This is a genomic window from Caulobacter sp. GW456-12-1-14-TSB4, from assembly GCF_059424195.1.
Window position 1 is genome coordinate 104,366 of sequence record NZ_JBWKZF010000016.1, and the last position, 22,858, is coordinate 127,223.

At 66.5% G+C, this 22,858-nt stretch carries 14 protein-coding genes and 1 pseudogene; 12 read left to right on the top strand and 3 right to left on the bottom strand.

The window, feature by feature from the left end:
- Positions 1-215: 215 nt before the first annotated feature.
- The 8 genes from AC07YH_RS16170 to AC07YH_RS16205 all read left to right on the top strand — a co-directional run bounded on the left by AC07YH_RS16170 (position 216) and on the right by AC07YH_RS16205 (position 16,192).
- Positions 216-2,045, top strand: coding sequence for an ATP-binding protein (locus AC07YH_RS16170; protein ID WP_494747986.1), 1,830 nt, complete (start codon positions 216-218; stop codon positions 2,043-2,045).
- A 69-nt stretch (positions 2,046-2,114) separates the two neighbouring features.
- Entirely contained in the window at positions 2,115-3,146 is a 1,032-nt protein-coding gene (locus tag AC07YH_RS16175) for a WD40/YVTN/BNR-like repeat-containing protein (RefSeq protein ID WP_494747987.1), read from the top strand.
- Between the two features lie 61 nt (positions 3,147-3,207).
- Complete coding sequence (locus AC07YH_RS16180) at positions 3,208-3,369, top strand: hypothetical protein (RefSeq protein ID WP_494747988.1); 162 nt, start codon at positions 3,208-3,210, stop codon at positions 3,367-3,369.
- Positions 3,370-3,712: 343 nt separating this feature from the next.
- Complete coding sequence (rpoB, locus tag AC07YH_RS16185) at positions 3,713-7,783, top strand: DNA-directed RNA polymerase subunit beta (RefSeq protein ID WP_494747989.1); 4,071 nt, start codon at positions 3,713-3,715, stop codon at positions 7,781-7,783.
- Between the two features lie 98 nt (positions 7,784-7,881).
- The gene (rpoC, locus tag AC07YH_RS16190; protein WP_494747990.1) at positions 7,882-12,072 is read left to right on the top strand and encodes a DNA-directed RNA polymerase subunit beta'; all 4,191 of its coding nucleotides are present in this window, start codon (positions 7,882-7,884) and stop codon (positions 12,070-12,072) included.
- A gap of 149 nt (positions 12,073-12,221) precedes the next feature.
- Positions 12,222-12,923 (top strand): glutathione transferase, Atu5508 family, encoded by a 702-nt coding sequence (gene gst / locus AC07YH_RS16195; protein ID WP_494747991.1) that lies wholly within the window; start codon positions 12,222-12,224, stop codon positions 12,921-12,923.
- A gap of 69 nt (positions 12,924-12,992) precedes the next feature.
- The gene (locus AC07YH_RS16200) at positions 12,993-14,279 is read left to right on the top strand and encodes a UDP-N-acetylglucosamine 1-carboxyvinyltransferase (RefSeq protein ID WP_494747992.1); all 1,287 of its coding nucleotides are present in this window, start codon (positions 12,993-12,995) and stop codon (positions 14,277-14,279) included.
- 119 nt (positions 14,280-14,398) lie between these two features.
- A complete protein-coding gene (locus tag AC07YH_RS16205) occupies positions 14,399-16,192 on the top strand; it encodes a methyl-accepting chemotaxis protein (protein WP_494747993.1) in 1,794 nt (597 codons plus the stop codon).
- Between the two features lie 17 nt (positions 16,193-16,209).
- Here AC07YH_RS16205 and AC07YH_RS16210 read toward each other — a convergent pair whose 3' ends face one another.
- From AC07YH_RS16210 to AC07YH_RS16220, 3 genes and pseudogenes are all read right to left on the bottom strand, one after another.
- Positions 16,210-18,117, bottom strand: a complete 1,908-nt coding sequence (locus AC07YH_RS16210) for a CocE/NonD family hydrolase (RefSeq protein ID WP_494747994.1) — start codon at positions 18,115-18,117, stop codon at positions 16,210-16,212.
- A gap of 105 nt (positions 18,118-18,222) precedes the next feature.
- Positions 18,223-18,990, bottom strand: coding sequence for a hypothetical protein (locus tag AC07YH_RS16215; protein ID WP_494747995.1), 768 nt, complete (start codon positions 18,988-18,990; stop codon positions 18,223-18,225).
- 136 nt (positions 18,991-19,126) lie between these two features.
- A pseudogene (locus tag AC07YH_RS16220) lies at positions 19,127-19,372 on the bottom strand (hypothetical protein).
- Positions 19,373-19,395: 23 nt separating this feature from the next.
- Here AC07YH_RS16220 and rpsL point away from each other — a divergent pair.
- The 4 genes from rpsL to AC07YH_RS16240 form a co-directional block, all read left to right on the top strand.
- Positions 19,396-19,767, top strand: coding sequence for a 30S ribosomal protein S12 (gene rpsL, locus AC07YH_RS16225; RefSeq protein WP_004624021.1), 372 nt, complete (start codon positions 19,396-19,398; stop codon positions 19,765-19,767).
- 12 nt (positions 19,768-19,779) lie between these two features.
- Positions 19,780-20,253, top strand: coding sequence for a 30S ribosomal protein S7 (gene rpsG / locus AC07YH_RS16230; RefSeq protein WP_007661568.1), 474 nt, complete (start codon positions 19,780-19,782; stop codon positions 20,251-20,253).
- Between the two features lie 115 nt (positions 20,254-20,368).
- Positions 20,369-22,447, top strand: a complete 2,079-nt coding sequence (gene fusA, locus AC07YH_RS16235; RefSeq protein WP_494747996.1) for an elongation factor G — start codon at positions 20,369-20,371, stop codon at positions 22,445-22,447.
- A 124-nt stretch (positions 22,448-22,571) separates the two neighbouring features.
- Positions 22,572-22,858, top strand: a 287-nt coding sequence (locus AC07YH_RS16240) for a GTP-binding protein (protein WP_494747997.1), incomplete at its 3' end; no start/stop codon positions are given.

Below are 22,858 nucleotides of genomic sequence, written 5' to 3' on the forward strand. Positions count from 1 at the left end.
GGCCCCAGCTTTCGCTGGGATCGGGTTCCTTTTGGAACTGCCGAAGCGGCCTCGGAGGGAAACCTCCGGGGCCGTTTTCTTTTGGCCGGTCGGCGGCTGAACGAGAGTTGATTGCAAACGTTTGTAATGTCTGGCCCCCATATTGGGGGGCGACGATGTCGGCAACGTCTTCTGATGTAATGAGCGGTGCGTGACCGCGTGTGAAAGGCCGACGAGTGTCGAAGGGTATCCAGCGTAACATCACCAAGATCGGGACGATCCTCAGCCTGGTCGTGCTGCCGCTGTCCCTGCTCATCGTCTTCGTGATCATGTCCGCGACGCTGCGCTACGAGTCCCAGCTGCGGATCGAGGTGCTGCGCTCGCAGGAGGCCCGCGCCGCCGCCCAGCAGCTGCTGACCCTGCTGGTCGATTCCGAGACCGGATCGCGCGGCTATCTGGCCACGGGCGAGCGCCTGTTCCTGGAGCCGCATCGCGCGGCGCTCCAGGCGCTGCCGGGCGCGCGGGCCAAGCTGGCCGATCGCATGACGCATACGGCCTCGAAGGCCGAGACGCTGGCCGAGCTGGACCAGCTGATCGCCCGCAAGCTGGACCTCACCGAGGCCTCGATCCTGGACGCGCGCGACGGCGGTCGGCGGGCCGCGCTGCTGGCGCGCGAGCAACTGGGCAAGCAGACCATGGACCGCGTCCGGGTGCTGCTGGGCGGCATCGACAGTGACGAGGCCACCGAGGTGGCGATCAAGCTGGCCGTCGCCGATCGCGTGAACACCTGGATCGCCGTGCTGACCGCCGTGATCTTCGTGGTGCTGGTGCTGGTCATGGCGGCCTCGGCGCGCCTGATGCGCCGTGAGCTGAAGTCCCGCCAGCATGGCCTGGTCGAGGCCAGCGCCCGCTCGGACGCCGCCGAACAGGCCAACGAAGCCAAGTCGCGCTTCCTGGCGATCATGAGCCACGAGATCCGCACGCCCTTAAATGGGGTGCTGGGCATGGCCCAGGCCATGGACGCCGACGACCTGTCGGCCGTGCAGCGCGATCGCCTGGACGTGATCCGCCAGTCGGGCGAGAGCCTGCTGGCCATCCTCAACGACGTGCTGGACCTGTCGAAGATCGAGGCCGGGCGCCTGGACCTGGAGGCCGCCGACTTCTCGATGCACGACCTGGCGCGCGGGGCCCACGCGGCCTTCACCACCCTGGCCAACAAGAAGGGCCTGTCGTTCGACCTGATCGTCGAGCCCCGGGCCCAGGGCGTCTATCGCGGCGACTCCACGCGCGTGCGCCAGATCCTCTACAACCTGATCTCCAACGCCCTGAAGTTCACCGACCGCGGCGAGGTCCGCGTCATCGTCAGCGAAAGCAAGGAAGGCGTGATCCTCAAGGTGTCGGACACCGGCGTCGGCATCGCGCCGGACCGGCTGCCGCAGCTGTTCCAGAGCTTCGAGCAGGCCGACGTCTCGACCACCCGCAAGTACGGCGGCACGGGCCTGGGCCTGGCGATCTGCCGCGAGCTGGCGCACCTGATGGGCGGCGTGATCCGGGCCGAGAGCCGGCCGGGGAAGGGGACCACCTTCACCGTGGTGCTGCCCTTGCCCAAGGGCGCGTCCGAGCAGGGCCTGCCGGCCAGCCCGCCGTCGGCGAGCGCCATGGCCAGCTTCCCGGCCGGCGCGCGCCTGCGGGTGCTGGCGGCCGAGGACAACACCGTCAACCAGCTGGTCCTCAAGACCCTGCTGCACCAGGTCGGCGCCGAGCCGATGGTGGTGGGCGACGGCGCCCAGGCCCTGGCGGCGTGGCGCGACCAGAGCTGGGACGTCATCCTGATGGACATCCAGATGCCGGTGATGGACGGCCGCGCCGCGACCGACGCCATCCGCAAGCTGGAGAAGGAGACGGGCCGCGCCCGCACCCCGATCATCGCCCTGACCGCCAACGCCATGGCCCACCAGGTGGCGGAATACCTAGCCGCCGACATGGACGGCGTCGTCTCCAAGCCCATCGACGTCCACAAGCTGTTCCAGACCCTGGACGAGGTGCTGCCGGCGGCGGCCGAGTAATAGCCGGGCTTGCGTCGGCGAGCGTTTCACTCTGAATTCGGCGGCTTCGGACATCGGCTGAGGGGCCCCATGAACCGCCGAGGCTTCATCGCATCCGCCGCCGCCCTGGCCGCCACGCCGGCCCTGGCCCAGGACGAGCTCGCCGAGGGCGTGGGCGGCATCCGCATGCCGGCCTCGGTGGTGGACAGCGAACTGCGAGGGCTCTCGCCGACCGGGGGCAAGAGCTACTGGGCGTCGGGCTCCAAGGGCTGGCTGGTGCGGGGGCATGACGAGCGGCAGGACGGGATGCGGATCGTCGGGGCCGAAGGCCTGGACTTCCGGGGCCTGCACGCCTTCGACGACAACCACGTCCTGGCCATGAGCGCCGGGCCCGCCGACGCCTCGCAGCTGTGGCGCACCAAGGATGGCGGCAAGACCTGGAAGCGGATCGCCGCCAACCAGGACCCCGACGGCTTCTGGGACTCGATCGCCTTCGTCGACAAGCGCCGCGGTTTCATCCTGGGCGACCCGACGCAGGGGCGGTTCACGGTGCTCTACACCGCCGACGGCGGCGAGACCTGGGCGCGGCTGAAGGGCGAGGGCGTGCCGCCGGCCGCGCCAAACGAGGGCGCCTTCGCGGCCAGCAACGGCTGCGTGGCGATCGGCCCGCGCGGCCAGGTCGCCTTCTGCACCGGCGGGGCGGGCAAGGCGCGGGTCTATGTCTCGCGCGGCGGGGGCGGCGTGTTCGTCGCCACGGACACGCCGATCCTGGGCGACGCGCCGTCCAAGGGCGCCTTCGCCGTGGCCTATGACAAGCACGGCGCGCTGTGGGTCTGCGGCGGCGATTACCAGAAGCCCAAGGCCGAGGGCGTGAACCTGGCGCGCATGGATCCGGGCCGGGTCAGCTTCGAGCCGGTGGCCGCGCCGGCCGGCTATCTGTCGGGGATCTCGGTCAAGGGCTCGACCGTCATGGCCACGGGCCTGGCCGGCACGATCGTCAGCCGCAAGGGCGCGCCGTTCCAGCGGGTCTCGGCCGCGCCGATGAACACGGTGCGGCTCAGCTCGGAAAAGTCCGCCGTGCTGTGCGGGCCCAAGGGCGCCATCGGTCTCTGGCGGGGATGAATCTGGGAACGCCAAGCCAAGCTGTGCGCTAACGGCGGGTCAGCCTCAGGGAAGCTTTGCCATGCTCAAGGTCGCCGGTGTCCTGCTCGTCCTGATGATCCTGTTCGGGGTCCTGGGCTTCGTCGTCAACGTGGCCGGGGCCATCACCAAGGTCGCGTTCTTCATCTGCCTGATCGCCCTGGGCGTCTCGCTGGTGATGAAGATGATGAACAAGCAGGCCTAGGCCGAACGTAGGTCGGCGAAAGCCTGACCGTACAAGGCGAACGGAATTCGCAAGGCCTATTTACGCCTGTTTACGAATCCCCCTTTCCTTCCTCGTTCCTATCCCCTATATCCCCGCGTTCACGATTACATCGGCGGAGCGTCTCCACGCGTCCGTATTACGCCCCGAGGCGCGATCAACAGCCCTCCGATCGCGCGAAGGGGCGCCCTCAGGCTTCCGGTCCCGGTCGCCTGACAGGGGAATTCCAGCGTCCGCAGCTCCCTCCAGCAGGCGAGCGGCGAGGGTGGACGCTACGGACATTCGAATTCACGCGCGGATTCCGTCCGCGCCGCAGGGAAACAACATGGCGCAATCCTTCACCGGCAAGAAGCGGATCCGGAAGTCTTTCGGTCGCATTCCCGAAGCTGTGCAGATGCCGAACCTGATCGAGGTTCAGCGCTCCTCCTACGAACAGTTCCTTCAGCGCGAGGTCCGTCCGGGCATGCGCCGCGACGAGGGTGTCGAAGCGGTCTTCAAGTCGGTGTTCCCGATCAAGGACTTCAACGAACGCGCCGTCCTGGAATATGTTTCGTACGAGTTCGAAGAGCCCAAGTACGACGTTGAAGAGTGCATCCAGCGCGACATGACCTTCGCGGCGCCGCTGAAGGTCAAGCTGCGTCTGATCGTGTTCGAAACGGAAGAAGAAACCGGCGCCCGCTCGGTCAAGGACATCAAGGAGCAGGACGTCTACATGGGCGATATCCCGCTCATGACGGACAAGGGCACCTTCATCGTCAACGGCACCGAGCGCGTCATCGTCTCGCAGATGCACCGCTCGCCGGGCGTGTTCTTCGACCACGACAAGGGCAAGACCCACGCCTCGGGCAAGCTGCTGTTCGCCGCCCGCGTGATCCCGTACCGCGGCTCGTGGCTGGACTTCGAGTTCGACGCCAAGGACATCGTCTACGTCCGTATCGACCGCCGCCGCAAGCTGCCGGCCACGACCTTCCTCTATGCCCTGGGCATGGACGGCGAAGAGATCCTGACCACGTTCTACGACGTCGTCCCGTTCGAGAAGCGTTCGGGCGGCTGGGCCACCCCGTACAAGCCCGAGCGCTGGCGCGGCGTGAAGCCGGAGTTCCCGCTGGTCGACGCCGACACGGGCGAGGAAGTCGCTCCGGCCGGCACCAAGATCACGGCTCGCCAGGCCAAGAAGTTCGCCGACGGCGGCCTGAAGACCCTGCTGCTGGCGCCGGAAGCCCTGACGGGCCGCTACCTGGCGCGCGACGCGGTCAACTTCTCGACCGGTGAAATCTACGCCGAAGCCGGCGACGAGCTGGACGTCACCTCGATCCAGGCCCTGGCCGATCAAGGCTTCGACACCATCGACGTGCTGGACATCGACCACGTCACGGTCGGCGCCTACATGCGCAACACCCTGCGCGTGGACAAGAACGCCGTCCGGGAGGACGCGCTGTTCGACATCTATCGCGTCATGCGTCCGGGCGAGCCGCCGACCGTGGAAGCGGCCGAAGCGATGTTCAAGTCGCTGTTCTTCGACGCCGAGCGCTACGACCTGTCGTCGGTGGGCCGCGTGAAGATGAACATGCGCCTGGAGCAGGACGTGTCGGACGAAGTCCGCATCCTGCGCAAGGACGACGTCCTGGCCGTGCTGAAGGTCCTGGTGGGCCTGCGCGACGGTCGCGGCGAAATCGACGACATCGACAACCTGGGCAACCGTCGCGTCCGCTCGGTCGGTGAGCTGCTGGAAAACCAGTACCGCGTCGGCCTGCTGCGCATGGAACGCGCCATCAAGGAACGCATGTCGTCCGTCGACATCGACACCGTGATGCCGCACGACCTGATCAACGCCAAGCCGGCCGCCGCCGCCGTCCGCGAATTCTTCGGCTCCTCGCAGCTGTCGCAGTTCATGGACCAGACGAACCCGCTGTCGGAAATCACCCACAAGCGTCGTCTCTCGGCCCTCGGCCCGGGCGGTCTGACCCGTGAGCGCGCCGGCTTCGAAGTCCGCGACGTTCACCCGACCCACTACGGCCGGATCTGCCCGATTGAAACGCCGGAAGGCCCGAACATCGGTCTGATCAACTCGCTGGCCACCCACGCGCGCGTCAACAAGTACGGCTTCATCGAGAGCCCGTACCGTCGCGTGAAGGACGGCAAGCCGCAGGACGAAGTCGTCTACATGTCGGCGATGGAGGAATCCAAGCACGTCATCGCCCAGTCGAACATCGCGGTGTTCGAAGGCGAGATCGTCGACGACCTGGTCCCGGGCCGCATCAACGGCGAACCGACCCTCCTGCAAAAGGAGACGGTCGACCTGATGGACGTGTCGCCGCGCCAAGTCGTGTCGGTGGCCGCCGCCCTGATCCCGTTCCTCGAAAACGATGACGCCAACCGCGCGCTCATGGGTTCGAACATGCAACGTCAGGCCGTGCCGCTGGTGCAGTCGGACGCCCCGCTGGTCGGCACCGGCATGGAAGCCGTCGTCGCCCGTGACTCGGGCGCCGTCGTCATCGCCAAGCGCACCGGCGTCGTGGAGCAGATCGACGGCACCCGCGTCGTCATCCGCGCCACGGAAGAAACCGACGCCGCCCGCTCGGGCGTCGACATCTACCGGATGTCGAAGTTCCAGCGTTCGAACCAGTCGACCTGCATCAACCAGCGCCCGCTGGTGAAGGTGGGCGACCGCATCAGCGCCGGCGACATCATCGCCGACGGTCCCTCGACCGAGCTGGGCGAACTGGCCCTGGGCCGCAACGCGCTCGTCGCGTTCATGCCCTGGAACGGCTACAACTTCGAAGACTCGATCCTAATCTCCGAACGCATCGTCCGTGACGACGTCTTCACCTCGATCCACATCGAGGAATTCGAAGTCATGGCCCGCGACACGAAGCTCGGCCCGGAAGAAATCACCCGCGACATCCCGAACGTCGGCGAGGAAGCCCTGCGCAACCTCGACGAAGCCGGCATCGTGGCGATCGGCGCCGAAGTCCAGCCGGGCGACATCCTGGTCGGCAAGGTCACGCCGAAGGGCGAAAGCCCGATGACGCCGGAAGAAAAGCTCCTGCGCGCCATCTTCGGTGAAAAGGCCTCGGACGTCCGCGACACCAGCCTGCGCCTGCCCCCGGGCGTCGCCGGCACGATCGTCGACGTGCGCGTCTTCAACCGTCACGGCGTCGACAAGGACGAACGCGCCCTGGCCATCGAACGCGCCGAGATCGACCGTCTGGGCAAGGACCGCGACGACGAGTTCGCGATCCTGAACCGCAACATCTCGGGCCGTCTGCGCGAGCTGCTGGTGGGCAAGGTCGCTCTGTCGGGTCCCAAGGGCCTGTCGCGCGGCGAGATCACCTCGGAAGGCCTGGCGCAGATCGCCTCGGGTCTGTGGTGGCAGATCGCTCTCGAAGACGAGAAGGCGATGGGCGAACTGGAAAGCCTGCGCCGTCTGTTCGACGAGAACCGCAAGCGCCTCGACCGTCGTTTCGAAGACAAGGTCGACAAGCTGCAGCGCGGCGACGAACTGCCCCCGGGCGTCATGAAGATGGTCAAGGTCTTCGTGGCCGTGAAGCGCAAGCTTCAGCCGGGCGACAAGATGGCCGGCCGTCACGGCAACAAGGGCGTCATCTCGCGCATCCTGCCGATCGAGGACATGCCGTTCCTCGCCGACGGGACGCACGTCGACGTCGTTCTGAACCCGCTGGGCGTGCCTTCGCGCATGAACGTCGGTCAGATCTTCGAAACCCACCTGGGCTGGGCCTGCGCCAATCTCGGCAAGCAGATCACCAACCTGCTGGAAGACTGGCAGCACGGCGGTCAGAAGCAGGCCCTGATCGATCGCCTGCAAGAGATCTACGGCCCGGACGAAGAACTGCCGGACACCGAAGAGGGTCTGGTCGAGCTGGCCAAGAACCTGGGCAAGGGCGTTCCGATCGCCACCCCGGTGTTCGACGGCGCGCGCATGGACGACATCGAGGGTCACCTCGAGATGGCCGGCGTCAACAAGTCGGGTCAGTCGATCCTGTTCGACGGTCTGACCGGCGAGCAGTTCAAGCGTCCGGTCACGGTCGGCTACATCTACATGCTGAAGCTGCACCACCTGGTCGACGACAAGATCCACGCCCGTTCGATCGGTCCGTACTCGCTCGTCACGCAACAGCCGCTGGGTGGTAAGGCCCAGTTCGGCGGTCAGCGCTTCGGGGAAATGGAAGTGTGGGCTCTGGAAGCCTACGGCGCGGCCTACACCCTGCAGGAAATGCTGACGGTGAAGTCCGACGACGTGGCCGGCCGGACCAAGGTCTACGAGTCGATCGTCCGTGGCGACGACACGTTCGAAGCCGGTATCCCGGAAAGCTTCAACGTGCTGGTCAAGGAAATGCGCTCGCTCGGCCTGAACGTCGAGCTGGAGAACAGCTGATCCGGATCTCCCTCCTCGGCGTAATCGCCGGGGAGGGGCCTCCTCTTCAGCCCTCTCCACTTTGAATTTTCGCGGGCAGTCCCGCAGAAGGAACCAAGATGAACCAGGAAGTCCTGAACATCTTCAATCCGGTCCAGGCCGCTCCGACCTTCGACCAGATCCGCATCTCGCTGGCCTCGCCGGAAAAGATCCGCTCGTGGTCGTTCGGCGAGATCAAGAAGCCGGAAACCATCAACTACCGCACGTTCAAGCCCGAGCGTGACGGCCTGTTCTGCGCCCGTATCTTTGGCCCGACCAAGGACTACGAATGCCTGTGCGGCAAGTACAAGCGCATGAAGTACAAGGGCATCATCTGCGAAAAGTGCGGTGTTGAAGTCACCCTGGCCCGCGTCCGTCGCGAGCGCATGGGCCACATCGAACTGGCCTCGCCGGTCGCCCACATCTGGTTCCTGAAGTCGCTGCCGTCGCGTATCGCCATGATGCTCGACATGCCGCTGAAGGACATCGAGCGCGTCCTGTACTTCGAATACTATATCGTCACCGAGCCGGGCCTGACCCCGCTGAAGCAGCACCAACTGCTGTCGGAAGACGACTACATGCGCGCCCAGGAAGAGTACGGCGACGACAGCTTCACCGCCGAGATCGGCGCCGAGGCCGTCCAGAACCTGCTGAAGGCCATCGACCTCGAGAAAGAGGCCGAGCGTCTGCGCGAGGAACTGGCCGGCACCGTGTCGGACATGAAGCAGAAGAAGTATTCGAAGCGCCTGAAGATCCTGGAAGCCTTCCAGGAGTCGGGCAACCGTCCCGAGTGGATGGTGCTGACGGTCGTCCCGGTCATCCCGCCGGAACTGCGTCCGCTGGTGCCGCTGGACGGCGGCCGCTTCGCGACCTCGGACCTGAACGACCTGTATCGCCGGGTCATCAACCGTAACAACCGCCTCAAGCGCCTGATCGAGCTGCGCGCGCCCGACATCATCATCCGCAACGAAAAGCGGATGCTGCAGGAGTCGGTCGACGCCCTGTTCGACAACGGCCGTCGCGGTCGCGTCATCACGGGCGCCAACAAGCGCCCGCTGAAGTCGCTGGCCGACATGCTGAAGGGTAAGCAAGGCCGCTTCCGTCAGAACCTGCTGGGCAAGCGCGTCGACTATTCGGGCCGTTCGGTCATCGTGGTCGGTCCCGAGCTGAAGCTGCACGAGTGCGGCCTGCCCAAGAAGATGGCGCTGGAGCTGTTCAAGCCGTTCATCTACGCGCGTCTGGACGCCAAGGGCCTGTCGGGCACCGTCAAGCAGTCCAAGCGCATGGTCGAGCGCGAGCAGCCGCAGGTGTGGGACATCCTCGAAGAGGTGATCCGCGAGCACCCGGTCATGCTGAACCGCGCGCCGACGCTTCACCGTCTGGGCATCCAGGCGTTCGAGCCGAAGCTGATCGAGGGCAAGGCCATCCAGCTGCACCCGCTGGTCTGCGCCGCGTTCAACGCCGACTTCGACGGCGACCAGATGGCCGTGCACGTCCCGCTGAGCCTGGAAGCTCAGCTGGAAGCGCGCGTCCTGATGATGTCGACCAACAACATCCTGTCGCCCGCCAACGGTCGCCCGATCATCGTGCCGTCGCAGGACATCGTCCTGGGTCTGTACTACCTGTCGGTCGCCCGCGAGGGTGAGCCGGGCGAAGGCAAGATCTTCGCCGACCTGGGTGAAATCGAAGCCGCCATGGACGCTGGCGTCATCTCGCTGCACGCCAAGATCAAGGCGCGCCACACCGAGATGACTCCGGAAGGCGTCCTGCTGCGCAAGGTGATCGACACCACGCCGGGCCGGATGAAGATCGCCGCCCTGCTGCCGCACCACCCGCAGATTGGCCACCGCCTGATCGAAAAGGCGCTGACCAAGAAGGAAATCGGCAATCTGATCGACATCGTCTACCGCCACTGCGGTCAGAAGGCGACGGTCATCTTCGCCGACAAGGTCATGGGTCTGGGCTTCAAGGAAGCCGCCAAGGCCGGCATCTCCTTCGGCAAGGACGACATCATCATCCCGAAGCGGAAGGAGGCCATCGTCGCCGAAACCCGCTCGCTGGCCGAAGAGTACGAGCAACAGTACGCCGACGGCCTGATCACCAAGGGTGAGAAGTACAACAAGGTCGTTGACGCCTGGGCCAAGGCCACCGATCGCGTCGCCGACGAGATGATGGCCGAGCTTCAGATGAAGCATAAGGACGAGAACGGCCGCGAGAAGGAAATCAACGCCATCTACATGATGGCCCACTCCGGCGCCCGTGGTTCGCAAGCCCAGATGAAGCAGCTGGGCGGCATGCGCGGCCTGATGGCCAAGCCGTCCGGTGAAATCATCGAGACCCCGATCGTCTCGAACTTCAAGGAAGGCCTGACCGTTCAGGAGTACTTCAACTCGACCCACGGCGCTCGTAAGGGCCTGGCGGACACCGCGCTGAAGACCGCCAACTCGGGCTACCTGACCCGTCGTCTGGTCGACGTCGCGCAGGACTGCATCATCGTCGAGGAAGACTGCGGCACCACGAAGGGCATCACCCTGCGCGCCGTCGTCGAAGGCGGCGACGTGCTGGTCTCGCTGGGCACCCGCGTCCTGGGCCGCTTCACGGCCGAGGACGTCAAGGATCCGGGCACCGGCGAGCTGGTCGTTCCGGCCGACACCTATATCGACGAGAACATCGCCGACGCCATCGAGGCGGCCGTGGTGCAGTCGGTGAAGGTCCGCTCGGTCCTGACCTGCGAAGCCAAGATCGGCGTCTGCGGCGCCTGCTACGGCCGCGACCTGGCCCGCGGCACCCCGGTGAACATCGGTGAAGCGGTCGGCGTCATCGCCGCCCAGTCGATCGGTGAGCCCGGCACGCAGCTGACCATGCGTACGTTCCACATCGGCGGCACCGCCCAGGTGGCCGAGCAGTCGTTCTTCGAAGCCTCGAACGAGGGTACGGTCCGCGTGATCGGCCCGACCGTTATTGGCGCCGACGGCGCGCTGGTCATCATGAGCCGCAACACCTCGGTCAGCGTGCTGGTCGACGGCAAGGAGCGCGAAACCTACAAGCCGCCGTACGGCGCCCGCCTGCGGGTCAAGGACGGCGACTCGGTGAAGCGCGGCCAGCGCCTCGGCGATTGGGACCCCTACACCACCCCGATCATCACCGAAGTGGCCGGCAAGATCCGCGCCGAAGACCTGGTCGATGGCCTGTCCATCCGCGAGGAAGTCGACGAAGCGACCGGTATCGCCCAGCGCGTCATCGCCGACTGGCGTACGTCGGCGCGTGGTTCGGACCTGCGTCCGGCCATGGGCGTGCTGTCGGATGACGGCTCGTACAAGCGTCTGTCGAACGGCGGCGAGGCTCGTTACCTCCTGTCGGCCGGCGCCATTCTCTCCGTCGCCGATGGCGACGAAGTGAAGCCGGGTGAAGTCATCGCGCGTATCCCGACCGAAGGCGCCAAGACCCGGGACATCACCGGTGGTCTGCCGCGCGTCGCCGAGCTCTTCGAAGCCCGCCGTCCGAAGGACTGCGCGGTCATCGCGGAAATGGACGGCCGTGTCGAATTCGGCAAGGATTACAAGAACAAGCGCCGGATCAAGATCACCCCGGACGTCGATGCCGATGGCAACCAGGCCGAGGCGGTCGAGTTCCTGATCCCGAAGGGCAAGCACATTGCCGTTCACGACGGGGACTTCATCTCCAAGGGCGAGTACATCATCGACGGCAACCCGGATCCGCACGACATCCTGCGCATCCTGGGCGTCGAGGCCCTGGCCAACTTCCTCGTGGACGAAATCCAGGAGGTCTATCGACTGCAGGGCGTGCCGATCAACGACAAGCACATCGAGACGATCGTTCGTCAGATGCTGCAGAAGGTCGAGATCCTCGAGCCCGGCGATACCGGCCTGATCAAGGGTGACCACCTCGACAAGCCGGACTTCGACAAGGAACAGGACAAGGCTGTCGCCCGTGGCGGTCGTCCGGCTGTGACCCAACCGGTCCTGCTGGGCATCACCAAGGCCTCGCTGCAAACCAAGAGCTTCATCTCGGCCGCGTCGTTCCAGGAAACGACCCGCGTCCTGACCGAAGCCTCGGTGCACGGCAAGACCGACACCCTGGAAGGCCTGAAGGAAAACGTCATCGTGGGTCGTCTGATCCCCGCCGGTACGGGTTCCTATCTGCGCAGCCTGCAGCGCGTCGCCGCCAAGCGCGACGAGCAGCTGGCCCAGCAGCGCGAAGAAGCGATGGAGCCGCTGCCGGCCGAAATCGCGCTCGCGGACGCCGAATAGGCGTCCGAGACACTCGGAAACTCGGACGCCCGATGGGCGTCCGGGGCGGACGCCGAATAGGCTTAGGTCTGAACTGAACTACGGAAAGGCCCGGGAGCGATCCCGGGCCTTTTTCGTTGGTCTGGGGCATCCACCGCCGGGAGCCCCTGATGTCCGACTATGAGCTCTACTACTGGTCCGCGCCCTTCCGGGGCCAGTTCGTCCGGGCCGTGCTGGCCCATGCCGGCAAGAGCTGGACGGAAGGCGGTGACGCCAAGATCTCCGACCTGATGGGCGGCGCCGTGAAGGACATGCCGGTCCCGTTCATGGGACCGCCGATGCTGGTCGACAAGAAAGCCAAGGTCGCCATCGCCCAGATGCCGGCGGTGATCCTCTATCTGGGCGAGACGCTGGACCTGCTGCCGGCGACGCCAGAGCTGCGCGCCCTGATCCTGAAGATCGTCTGCGACGCCAATGACGTCATCGACGAGCTGACCAATGACGGCGGCCGCGAGATGTGGACCGACAAGCGCTGGGCCGAGTTCGTGCCGCGCCTGAAGAAGTGGATGTCGTTCTGGGAGGAAACGGGCCGCCGCCACGGCTTGAAGGCCGACAGCGGCTTCCTGCTGGGCGGGGAGGGACCGGGGATCGCCGACGTCGTCACCGCCACCCTGTGGTCCACGATGGCCGAACGCTTCGAGCCGATCGGCCAGCTCCTCGACGAGACCGCGCCGAGGACCGCCGCCCTGGTCCGCCGCGTCGCCGACCTGCCGCCGCTGCGCGCGTTGGCCGACAAGGCCCGCGAGGACTACGGAGACACCTGGTCCGGCGGCCAGATCGAGGCGTCCCTGAGGAAGGTTCTGGGGACGTAGGCGATCGCCGCAAGACAAGCATCGCGCTGATCCACTAGGGTGCCGCCGCTCAGCGTAGAAGGACAGGCGATGGCGAAGTTGCGGGTGAATGGCGGGCGCAAGCTCGCGGGCGAGATCGCGCCGTCGGCCAACAAGAACGCCGTCCTGCCCGTGCTGTGCGCCACCCTGCTGACCGACGCGGCGGTGACCCTGCGCAACGTCCCGGACATCACCGATGTGCGGAAGCTGCTCGACTATTTCCGCTCGATCGGCAGCGTGGTCGAGGCCGACTTCGCGACCGGCAAGCTCGAGCTGCGCCACGGCGCCGACCTGGACGCCCGCGCGGCGCGGCTGCCGGCCGGGATGCGCTCGACCATCATGCTGATCCCGGCCCTGCTGCGCCGTTTCGGCCAGGTGGTGCTGGAAGACGATAGCAAGGGCTGCACCCTGGGCATGCGCGAGATCGACCCGCACGTCGAGGTGCTGCGCGCGTTCGGCGCGACCGTCTCGGCCCAACCCGAGGGCGTGGTGATCGAGGCCCCGGCGGCCTTCGTCCCGACCCAGCACTGGCTGGACTACGCCTCGGTGACCACGACCGAGAACTTCCTGATGTGCGCGCTGTTGGCCCCCGGCCGCTCGCGCATCACCAATGCCGCCTGCGAGCCGCACGTGCAGGAGTTCAGCCGCTTCCTGACCCTGATGGGCGCGCGGATCGAGGCCGGCGCGGGGGCCATAGACGTCGAGGGCGGCCAAGCCCTGGGCGGCGCGGATTACACCTTCGCCGACGACTTCCACGAGGTGGCGACCTTCCTGGCGCTGAGCGCCCTGACCGGTGGGGGGCTGAAGGTGCGCAACGGCGTGCCCGAGCAGTTCCCGCTGCTGGATCGCACCTTCGCCAAGTTCGGGGTGACCATCACCCATGCCGACGGCTGGTCCACGGCCAGCGGCGGGCCGATGAAGGTGCAGCGCCCGTTCACCACCCACATGATCCAGAAGGTCGAGGCCGCGCCCTGGCCCTATGTGCCGGCCGACCTGCTGCCGATCTTCATCGCCCTGGGCGTGCGGGCCGAGGGCTCGGTGATGTTCTGGAACAAGGTCTATGAGGGCGCGCTGGGCTGGACCTCGGAGCTGACCAAGTTCGGCGCCCAGGTCGTGGCCGCCGATCCGCACCGGGTCGTCACCTTCGGCGGCCAGCCGCTCAGCCCGGCCGCCGACGTCGAAAGCCCCTACATCATCCGCGCCGCCATCGCCCTGCTGCTGGTCGCGGTCGGGATCGAGGGGACCTCGGTGATCGACAACGCCGACCCGATCCGCCGGGCGCACCCGAACTTCGTGGAGAACCTGGGCAAGCTCGGAGCCGACATCCGCTGGGAGTAACTTCCGCGACCGAACGTCGCGGTTGGCTACGGTGACGTTTCCATAACGTTGATATTCATCAAGATTTTAAACCATACGCGCCATTCAGGCTCTTGATCTGCATCAAAGCCAAGAAGCCCATGCGCGCCAGCATCTCCACCAAGGTCAGCCTGACCATCGCCGCCGCCTTCCTCGTCCTGACCGTCGCGGTCCTGGGGATCGTGGCGCACAGCTCCCTCGACTTCGCGCGCCGTCAGGCGACGCAGGCGCAGGAAGCCAGCATGCGGGTGGCGTGGGACGTGATCGGTGAGCGCGGCAAGACGTTCAGCCGCCAGGGCGACAAGCTGCTGGTCGGCGACCACGCCCTGAACGGCGACTTCGACGGCGTCGATCGCGTCAAGACCCTGGTCGGCGGCACGGCCACCGTCTTCATGGGTGACAAGCGGATCACCACCAATGTCACCAAGGACGACGGCTCGCGCGCCGTCGGCACCAGCCTGGCCAAGGGCCCCGTCTATGACGCGGTGCTGGGCAAGGGCGAGACCTATCGCGGTGAGGCCAAGATCCTGGGCCGGCCATTCTTCGTCGCCTACGACCCGATCAAGGACGCCAGCGGCCAGGTGATCGGCGTGCTGTATGTCGGCGTGCCGCAGGCCGACTACTTCCAGCCCGTCTATCACCAGCTGACCCTGCTGGCCCTGGCCTGCCTGCTGCTGGGCCTGGCCGGAGGAGGGGCGTCGGTGCTGATGACCCGCCGCCAGCTGTCGCCGCTGGCTGTGCTGCGCAACGCCATGAGCCGGCTGATGGGCGGGGACCTCTCCGTCACCCTGCCGTTCGCCGGCCGCCAGGACGACATCGGCCTGATGGCCGACGCCGTCCACCAGTTCCGTGACGCGGCCCTGGAGAAGAACCGCATCGCCGCCGAAGCCGCCGCCCATCGCGAAGCCTCGGAAGCCGAGCGCGACGCCGCCGGGGCCGACAGCGCTCGCCGTTCGGCCGAGCAGGCGCAGGTTGTCCGCGGTTTGGCCGAGAGCCTGAACCGCCTGTCGGCCGGCGACCTGACCGTGCGCCTGACACAGCCCTTCGCCCACGACTACGAAGGCCTGCGCGCCGACTTCAACCGCGCCGTCGAGGGGCTGGAGGACGCCATGGGCGCCGTGGTCTCGGCCGTGTCGGGCCTGAACGCCGGGGCCGGCGGCATCGCCACGGCCGCCGACGACCTGTCACGCCGCAGCGAGGCCCAGGCCGCCAGCCTGGAAGAGACCGCCGCCGCGTTGGACGAGATCACCGCCACCGTCCGCAGGACGGCCGACGGCGCCAAGGAAGCCCACCGCGCGGTCAGCGACGCCCAGACCGAGGCTGGCCGCTCGCGCGACGTCGTCGCCTCGGCCGTCGAGGCGATCGGCGGCATCGAGGCCTCGTCCCGCCAGGTGGCCCAGATCATCGGGGTGATCGACGAGATCGCGTTCCAGACCAACCTGCTGGCGCTGAATGCTGGCGTCGAGGCGGCCCGCGCGGGTGAGGCCGGTCGCGGCTTCGCGGTCGTCGCGCAAGAGGTGCGGGCCCTGGCCCAGCGCTCGGCCGACGCGGCCAAGGAGATCAAGATCCACATCGGCGACTCGGCGCGTCAGGTGGAGTCGGGCGTGTCGCTGGTCGGCGCGGCGGGCGAGACCCTGCAGCGCATCGCCAACCAGGTCGGCGCGATCAGCGCGGTGATCACCGAGATCGCCGCCTCGGCCCAGGAACAGTCCGCCGGCCTGTCGCAGGTCAACACGGCCGTGAACCAGATGGACCAGGGGACGCAGCACACCACGGCCATGGCCAGCCGCTCGGCGGCTTCCAGCCAGTCGCTGCTGGATGAGGTCAACGGCCTGGCCGCCCTCGTCCAACGCTTCAAGGTCGGCGGCGCGGCGTCGATGCGACGGGCGGCTTAGGCGCTTAGCGCCGGCTCCTACTTCCGCCCCACCACCGGCAGCTCGATATACGACTCCTCACCCGCCGCGTGGTGCACGGCGTTGTTGGCGACCACGAACTTCGTCTCCTTCTCATTGGCGCCGCCGGTGTTCAGGTTGCGGACGAACTTCGGGAAGTTGGACGAGGTCACCTCCACCCGGATGCGGTGGCCGGGCAGGAAGGTGTTGGACGTCGTGATCGGCGTCGGCTTGATCGTGTAGGTCTGGCCAGCGGTCATCATCGCGGGCTTCTCGTAGCTGTCGCGATAGCGGGCGCGCATGATGGTGTCGCCCAGGATGTAGGCCGTGCCGTCCGGCGCGACGTCGACCAGCTTGACGGCGAAGTCGGTGTCCTTGGCGTCCGACGAGACCTTCAGGAAGGCCCGCACGAAGCCGGAAACCTCCATCGCCTCGGTCAGCGGTTCGCTGGTGTAGACGAGCACGTCGTCGCGAGCCTCGACCCCGCGCTGGTCGAAGGCGCCGGCCGTCACGAGACCGCCGTTGCAGCAGTCGCCGCCGCCGACGGTCTGGACCGGGTTGGCAGGGTCATAGGCATAGCGGTCGGCTTGCTCGCCGGCGCTCGGGGCCGTGGGGGTCAGCTTGCCGTCGCCGGCCAGGCTGTTGGCCCGGCCGCTGGAGCGCAGGTAGAGCCGCATCGGAGCCGAGCCTTCCGGCGGCCACTGGGCCGACTGCTTCCAGCTGTTGGCCCCCATCGTGTAGTAGCGCACCGCCGGGGTGGTCTTCGGGAAGGCGTTGACGTCGCCCTTCAGCCAGCGGTCGAAGAAGGCGTAGACCTCCTTCTCGCTGTCGAAATTGGGGTTGCCCAGGTCGCGGTCGCCCGACTTGAACGGCGCCATCAGCGTGCGCGCCCCAAAGCCGCAGTGGTTGTTGGGCGCGACGATGGCGTACTGGTTGTCGCTGGCTTCCTTGTCGGACTTCACCGCGCGGGCGTGGTTGAACAGGGCCAGGTTCGGGCCGATCGACACGTCGTACCAGGAATTGAACCACAGGGCCGGCACGCCCCAGCCCTCGCTGTCGTGATAGAGGCCGCCCTTGCGCCAGGCCGGGTCGGCCGGGCCGTCGCGGTTGATCAGCTCCTCGAACGTGCCCTTGGGCTCGCCCAGGTCCTTCAGCATCTCGTTGACCGGCAGGTGGCGGATCTGGCTGGGCCAGTTCACGTCGGGCTTCTTGGCCTCCAGGTCGTTGTACTTGGCGAGGCGCGCGATGGTCTGGGAGTCCAGGCCCTTGGGCGGCTGGGCGCGCAGCGGGTTGTCGACGCCGTACAGCCAGACGAAGAACAGGTTGCGCGGCACGCCGCCGGTGTACCAGTTGCCCTGCTCCTGGAACTCCCCGACCTTGCCGATGCCCGCGCCCGAGGCCTGCGGGACCATGGCGGTGTGGTTCGGATGGTTCTGGCCAGCCAGGGCCAGCTGCCACTCGGCCGAGGACGAGCAGCCGCGCGTGCCGATCTTGCCGTTCGACCAGCCCTGCTTGGCGATCCAGGTCAGGGTGTCGTAGCCGTCGGTCTGCGGATGGCCCAGGATCTCCCACTCGCCCTCGGAGTAGTAGCGGCCGCGCTCGTTCTGCAGCACCAGGGCGTAGCCGTGCTTGATGGCGTCCAGCGCGTTGCGGGTGCTGGCGGCCTTGTAGGGCAGCTCGTTGTAGGGCGTCTTGATGAAGATGGTCGGCAGCGGCCCGGTCGCGCCCTTGGGCCGGTAGACATTGGTCGCCAGCCGCACGCCGTCGCGCATCGGCACCATGACGTACATCTGCACGTCGGCCTTCGCCGCCAGCTCCTTGTCGAGCGCGGCGTCGGAAAACTGCGAATAGTCCTGGGCCAGCACGGCCGACGGCGCGGTCGCCGTCGTCAGGATCAAGGCAGCACAAAGCGAAGCGGAAAACCGCATGACATCCCCTCACAACCACGGCGCGCCCGTTGAGCCCGCGCGCCTACCTGGCGGGGAGGTTATTCGGCGGGCATACGGATGAAAGCCCTTTTTACGCCCCGTCTCTCAACGCTGGTCGTTGTCGCGCGAGCGCTGCTTGGCGCGGACGTCGGCCTTGCGATAGTCGTTCAGCTGCTTGAGGCGCTGCTGCTGGGCGTTGAGCGCGTTGCCCAGATTGTCCTGCTCGGCCCCGAGCACGAAGGGGATCTCCTTCATCGTGCCGGGCTGGTCCCTGCTGCGATGATCGACGCCGACGCCCATCGGAGCCTCCCTCGCCTTGCGGGCAAGGTCCTGCATTATGGTCTGGGCCTCGAACTCGCGGGCCTTGACCGCGTTCATCGGGCCGGCATAGGTCCCGCGCGCCTGGGCGGCGCCGAAGCGCTCGTCGCACTTGTCGCGCTCCTGGCGGTTCAGGCCGACGGCGTCGGCGCTGACGCAGCCGGTGGCGCTGCCGCGAAGGGCCGTGCGCAGGTCGCCGCCGCTCGCGCCGGGCAGAGGGGCCGGATGGTACGCTGTACCCGGGCGAGCGATGCCGGCGGCGGGGACCGACAAGGTCGGGACGCCAGCCGGCGCGGCGCGGGTCGGCGCGCGCACCTCGAACGGCAGGACGGGGGAGGGCGCGGTCGTCGCCGAAGCCGGCGCGGGGCGCGGTTCCGGCAAGTCCTGGGGGATGGGCCGTTGCAGGTCCAGGGTCATCACCGACAGGTCCTCGGCGACCATGTCTTCGAGCAGAGGGCGTGCGGGAATCGCCAGCCAGGCCAGCAGCGCCACGTGCAGCAGCAGCGAGCCGGCGAGAATCGTCGCCCGTCGCCTGTTGTCTCCGCTGGTCCTCACGCTGACGCTCACCCGGCCTCCCTGGCCCTGTCTCGGCTCTCCCCACGTGGTGTGCAAGCCGGGCGAGACAAGGCGCTCCATCCCCGCGAGAAGCTGTACAGCTTCCAGTGGCGAAAACGTGTCGCCAAACGGGGCCTTAAGGCGGCGTTAACCGGCGCAGGAACAGGCGGTTGACGTTCGGCGGCTTCGCGAGTACATACCGCGCTCTTTTTCGAGGCGTGCGTTCGCGTGCGTTCCGATGAGCTTTCTCCCCTCGGGGGGAAGAACCCGCCGGTGTGCATCCGCGCCCCGGCGAGTTTCGTGTTTATCGGGTCTCCAAGCGGAGCCTTGAACCAAGAACAACAAAGACAAGGACCTGAAGCGCCCCGGCCGAAAGGCACACGCTTCCATCAGAGCAGAGACTTAATGCCTACCATTAACCAGCTCATCCGTAAGCCGCGCTCCCCGAAGCCGGTCCGGAACAAGGTGCCGGCCCTGAAGGGCTGCCCCCAACGTCGCGGCGTTTGCACGCGCGTCTACACCACGACCCCGAAGAAGCCGAACTCGGCTCTCCGTAAGGTCGCCAAGGTCCGTCTGACCACCGGCATCGAAGCCGTGTGCTACATCCCGGGCGAAGGCCACAACCTGCAGGAGCACTCGGTGGTGCTCATCCGCGGCGGCCGCGTCAAGGATTTGCCCGGCGTCCGTTATCACATCCTGCGCGGCGTCCTCGACACCCAAGGTGTCAAGGATCGTAAGCAGCGTCGTTCGCTCTACGGCGCCAAGCGTCCGAAGTAAGGAAAAAGAAGAATGTCCCGCCGCCGTCGCGCCGAGAAACGCCAAGTCCTGCCGGATCCCAAGTTTGGGGACCTGATTGTCACGAAGTTCATGAACTACGTGATGTACGAGGGCAAAAAAGCCGTCGCCGAAAACATCATCTATGGTGCTTTCGACATCCTGGAAAACAAGCGCAAGGACCAAGGTCCGCTTGAGACCTTCCACTCCGCCCTGGACAACGTCGCCCCGGCGATCGAAGTCCGGTCGCGCCGCGTCGGCGGCGCCACCTATCAGGTGCCGGTTGAAGTCCGTCCGGACCGTCGCCGCGCCCTGGCCATCCGTTGGCTGGTGACCGCCGCGCGCAAGCGTGGTGAGAACACCATGACCGAAAAGCTGGCCGGTGAGCTGCTCGACGCCTCGAACAACCGCGGCACCGCCGTGAAGAAGCGCGAAGACACCCACAAGATGGCTGAAGCCAACCGGGCGTTCTCGCACTACCGCTGGTAAGCTTTTCGCTATCAGCACTCTTTCAGGCGCGGGCGGTTTGAGATAAACCGCCCGCGCCGCACGTTTAATCCCGGTCGTGTCCGCCTAGGGCCGCCCCGTTTGCAGAGCGATCGCTATGCCCCGCACGCATAAAATCGAAGACTACCGCAACTTCGGCATCATGGCCCACATCGACGCGGGCAAGACGACGACGACCGAGCGGATCCTGTATTACACCGGTAAGTCGCACAAGATCGGCGAAGTCCACGACGGCGCCGCGACCATGGACTGGATGGAGCAGGAGCAGGAGCGCGGCATCACGATCACGTCGGCCGCGACGACCGCTTTCTGGCAAGAAAAGCGCCTCAACATCATCGACACCCCCGGGCACGTCGACTTCACCATCGAAGTCGAGCGCAGCTTGCGCGTCCTCGACGGCGCCGTGACGGTGCTGGACGGTAACGCCGGCGTCGAGCCGCAGACCGAAACCGTCTGGCGCCAGGCCGACAAGTACCGCGTTCCGCGCATCGTGTTCGTCAACAAGATGGACAAGATCGGCGCCGACTTCGACAAGTCGGTCGAGTCGATCCGCGACCGTCTGGGCGCGAAGGCCGTGCCGATCCAATTCCCGATCGGTTCGGAATCGAACCTGAAGGGCCTCGTGGACCTGGTCCGCATGAAGGCCGTGGTCTGGGACAACGACGCCCTGGGCGCCAACTTCCGCGACGAGGAAATCCCGGCCGACCTGCTGGACAAGGCCGTGGAAGCCCGCGCCTATCTGGTCGAGAACGCCGTCGAGCTCGACGACGAAGCCATGGAAGCTTATCTGGGCGGCGAAGAGCCCTCGGAAGCCACCATCAAGAAGTGCATCCGTAAGGCCGTTCTGACGGGCGCCTTCTATCCGATCCTCTGCGGCTCGGCCTTCAAGAACAAGGGCGTGCAGACGCTCCTGGACGCCGTCGTCGACTACCTGCCGTCGCCGCTGGACATCCCGCCGACCAAGGGCATCGACTTCAAGACCGAAGAAGAAGTCGTGCGTCACGCCTCGGACGAAGAGCCGCTGTCGGTTCTGGCGTTCAAGATCATGGACGACCCCTTCGTCGGTTCGCTGACCTTCTGCCGCATCTACTCGGGCAAGCTGGAAACCGGCATGTCGCTGCTGAACGCCACGCGCGACAAGCGCGAGCGCGTCGGCCGCATGCTGCTCATGCACAGCAACAACCGCGAAGACATCAAGGAAGCCTATGCCGGCGACATCGTCGCCCTGGCTGGCCTGAAGGAAACCCGCACGGGTGACACCCTGTGCGATCCGCTGAAGTCGCCGGTCATCCTGGAGCGCATGGAATTCCCGGCTCCGGTCATCGAGATCGCCGTCGAACCCAAGTCGAAGGCCGACCAGGAGAAGCTGGGCGTCGCCCTGCAGAAGCTGGCCGCCGAAGATCCGTCCTTCACCGTCTCGACCGACCACGAGTCGGGCCAGACGATCCTGAAGGGCATGGGCGAGCTGCACCTCGACATCAAGATCGACATCCTGAAGCGCACCTACAAGGTCGAAGCCAACATCGGCGCGCCGCAGGTCGCCTATCGTGAATCGCTGGGCCGCAAGGTCGACATCGACTACACGCACAAGAAGCAGACCGGTGGTACGGGCCAGTTCGCCCGCGTCATGCTGACCTTCGAACCGGGCGAGCCGGGTTCGGGCTTCGTGTTCGAGAACGCGATCGTCGGCGGCGCCGTGCCGAAGGAATACATCCCGGGCGTCCAGAAGGGCCTGGAATCGGTCAAGGACAACGGCCTGCTGGCCGGCTTCCCGCTGATCGACTTCAAGGCGACCCTGACGGACGGCAAGTACCACGACGTCGACTCGTCGGTCCTGGCCTTCGAAATCGCCTCGCGCGCCGCCTTCAAGGAACTGCGCGAGAAGGGTAACCCGAAGCTGCTCGAGCCGATCATGAAGGTCGAGGTCGTGACCCCGGAAGAGTATCTGGGTTCGGTCATCGGCGATCTGAACAGCCGCCGTGGCATGATCCAAGGTCAAGACATGCGCGGCAACGCGACTGTCGTGAACGCCTATGTGCCGCTGGCCAACATGTTCGGTTACGTGAACACCCTGCGGGGTATGTCGCAAGGCCGCGCTCAGTTCAGCATGGTCTACGACCACTACGATCCGGTGCCGCAACACGTCGCCGACGAAGTGATCAAGAAGTACGCCTAAGCCTTCCGTTTCGGAAAAGCCTAGACGCAGGATTGGGAAGGGGCTCTATGGGCCCCTTCCGACCCAACCCCAGACGTCCAACCTGTTTTGATAAAGGCCCCGCTGGGGTCCTGGAGCTAAGAAGATGGCCAAGGAAAAGTTCGAACGTAATAAGCCGCACTGCAACATCGGCACCATTGGTCACGTTGACCATGGCAAGACGACGCTGACGGCCGCGATCACGATCACGCTGGCGAAGTCGGGCGGCGCGACCGCTAAGAACTACGCCGACATCGACGCCGCGCCGGAAGAAAAGGCCCGCGGCATCACGATCAACACCGCGCACGTCGAGTACGAGACGGCCAACCGTCACTACGCGCACGTCGACTGCCCCGGCCACGCCGACTACGTGAAGAACATGATCACGGGCGC

Excerpts from the sequence above, each read along its gene's own strand:
- AC07YH_RS16175 (WP_494747987.1), top strand. The coding sequence starts at position 2,115 with ATGAACCGCCGAGGCTTCATCGCATCCGCCGCCGCCCTGGCCGCCACG.
- rpoB (WP_494747989.1), top strand. The coding sequence starts at position 3,713 with ATGGCGCAATCCTTCACCGGCAAGAAGCGGATCCGGAAGTCTTTCGGT.
- rpsG (WP_007661568.1), top strand. The coding sequence starts at position 19,780 with ATGTCCCGCCGCCGTCGCGCCGAGAAACGCCAAGTCCTGCCGGATCCC.
- rpsL (WP_004624021.1), top strand. The coding sequence starts at position 19,396 with ATGCCTACCATTAACCAGCTCATCCGTAAGCCGCGCTCCCCGAAGCCG.
- AC07YH_RS16205 (WP_494747993.1), top strand. The coding sequence starts at position 14,399 with ATGCGCGCCAGCATCTCCACCAAGGTCAGCCTGACCATCGCCGCCGCC.
- AC07YH_RS16180 (WP_494747988.1), top strand. The coding sequence starts at position 3,208 with ATGCTCAAGGTCGCCGGTGTCCTGCTCGTCCTGATGATCCTGTTCGGG.
- AC07YH_RS16200 (WP_494747992.1), top strand. The coding sequence starts at position 12,993 with ATGGCGAAGTTGCGGGTGAATGGCGGGCGCAAGCTCGCGGGCGAGATC.
- rpoC (WP_494747990.1), top strand. The coding sequence starts at position 7,882 with ATGAACCAGGAAGTCCTGAACATCTTCAATCCGGTCCAGGCCGCTCCG.
- AC07YH_RS16210 (WP_494747994.1), bottom strand. The coding sequence starts at position 18,117 with ATGCGGTTTTCCGCTTCGCTTTGTGCTGCCTTGATCCTGACGACGGCG.
- fusA (WP_494747996.1), top strand. The coding sequence starts at position 20,369 with ATGCCCCGCACGCATAAAATCGAAGACTACCGCAACTTCGGCATCATG.
- gst (WP_494747991.1), top strand. The coding sequence starts at position 12,222 with ATGTCCGACTATGAGCTCTACTACTGGTCCGCGCCCTTCCGGGGCCAG.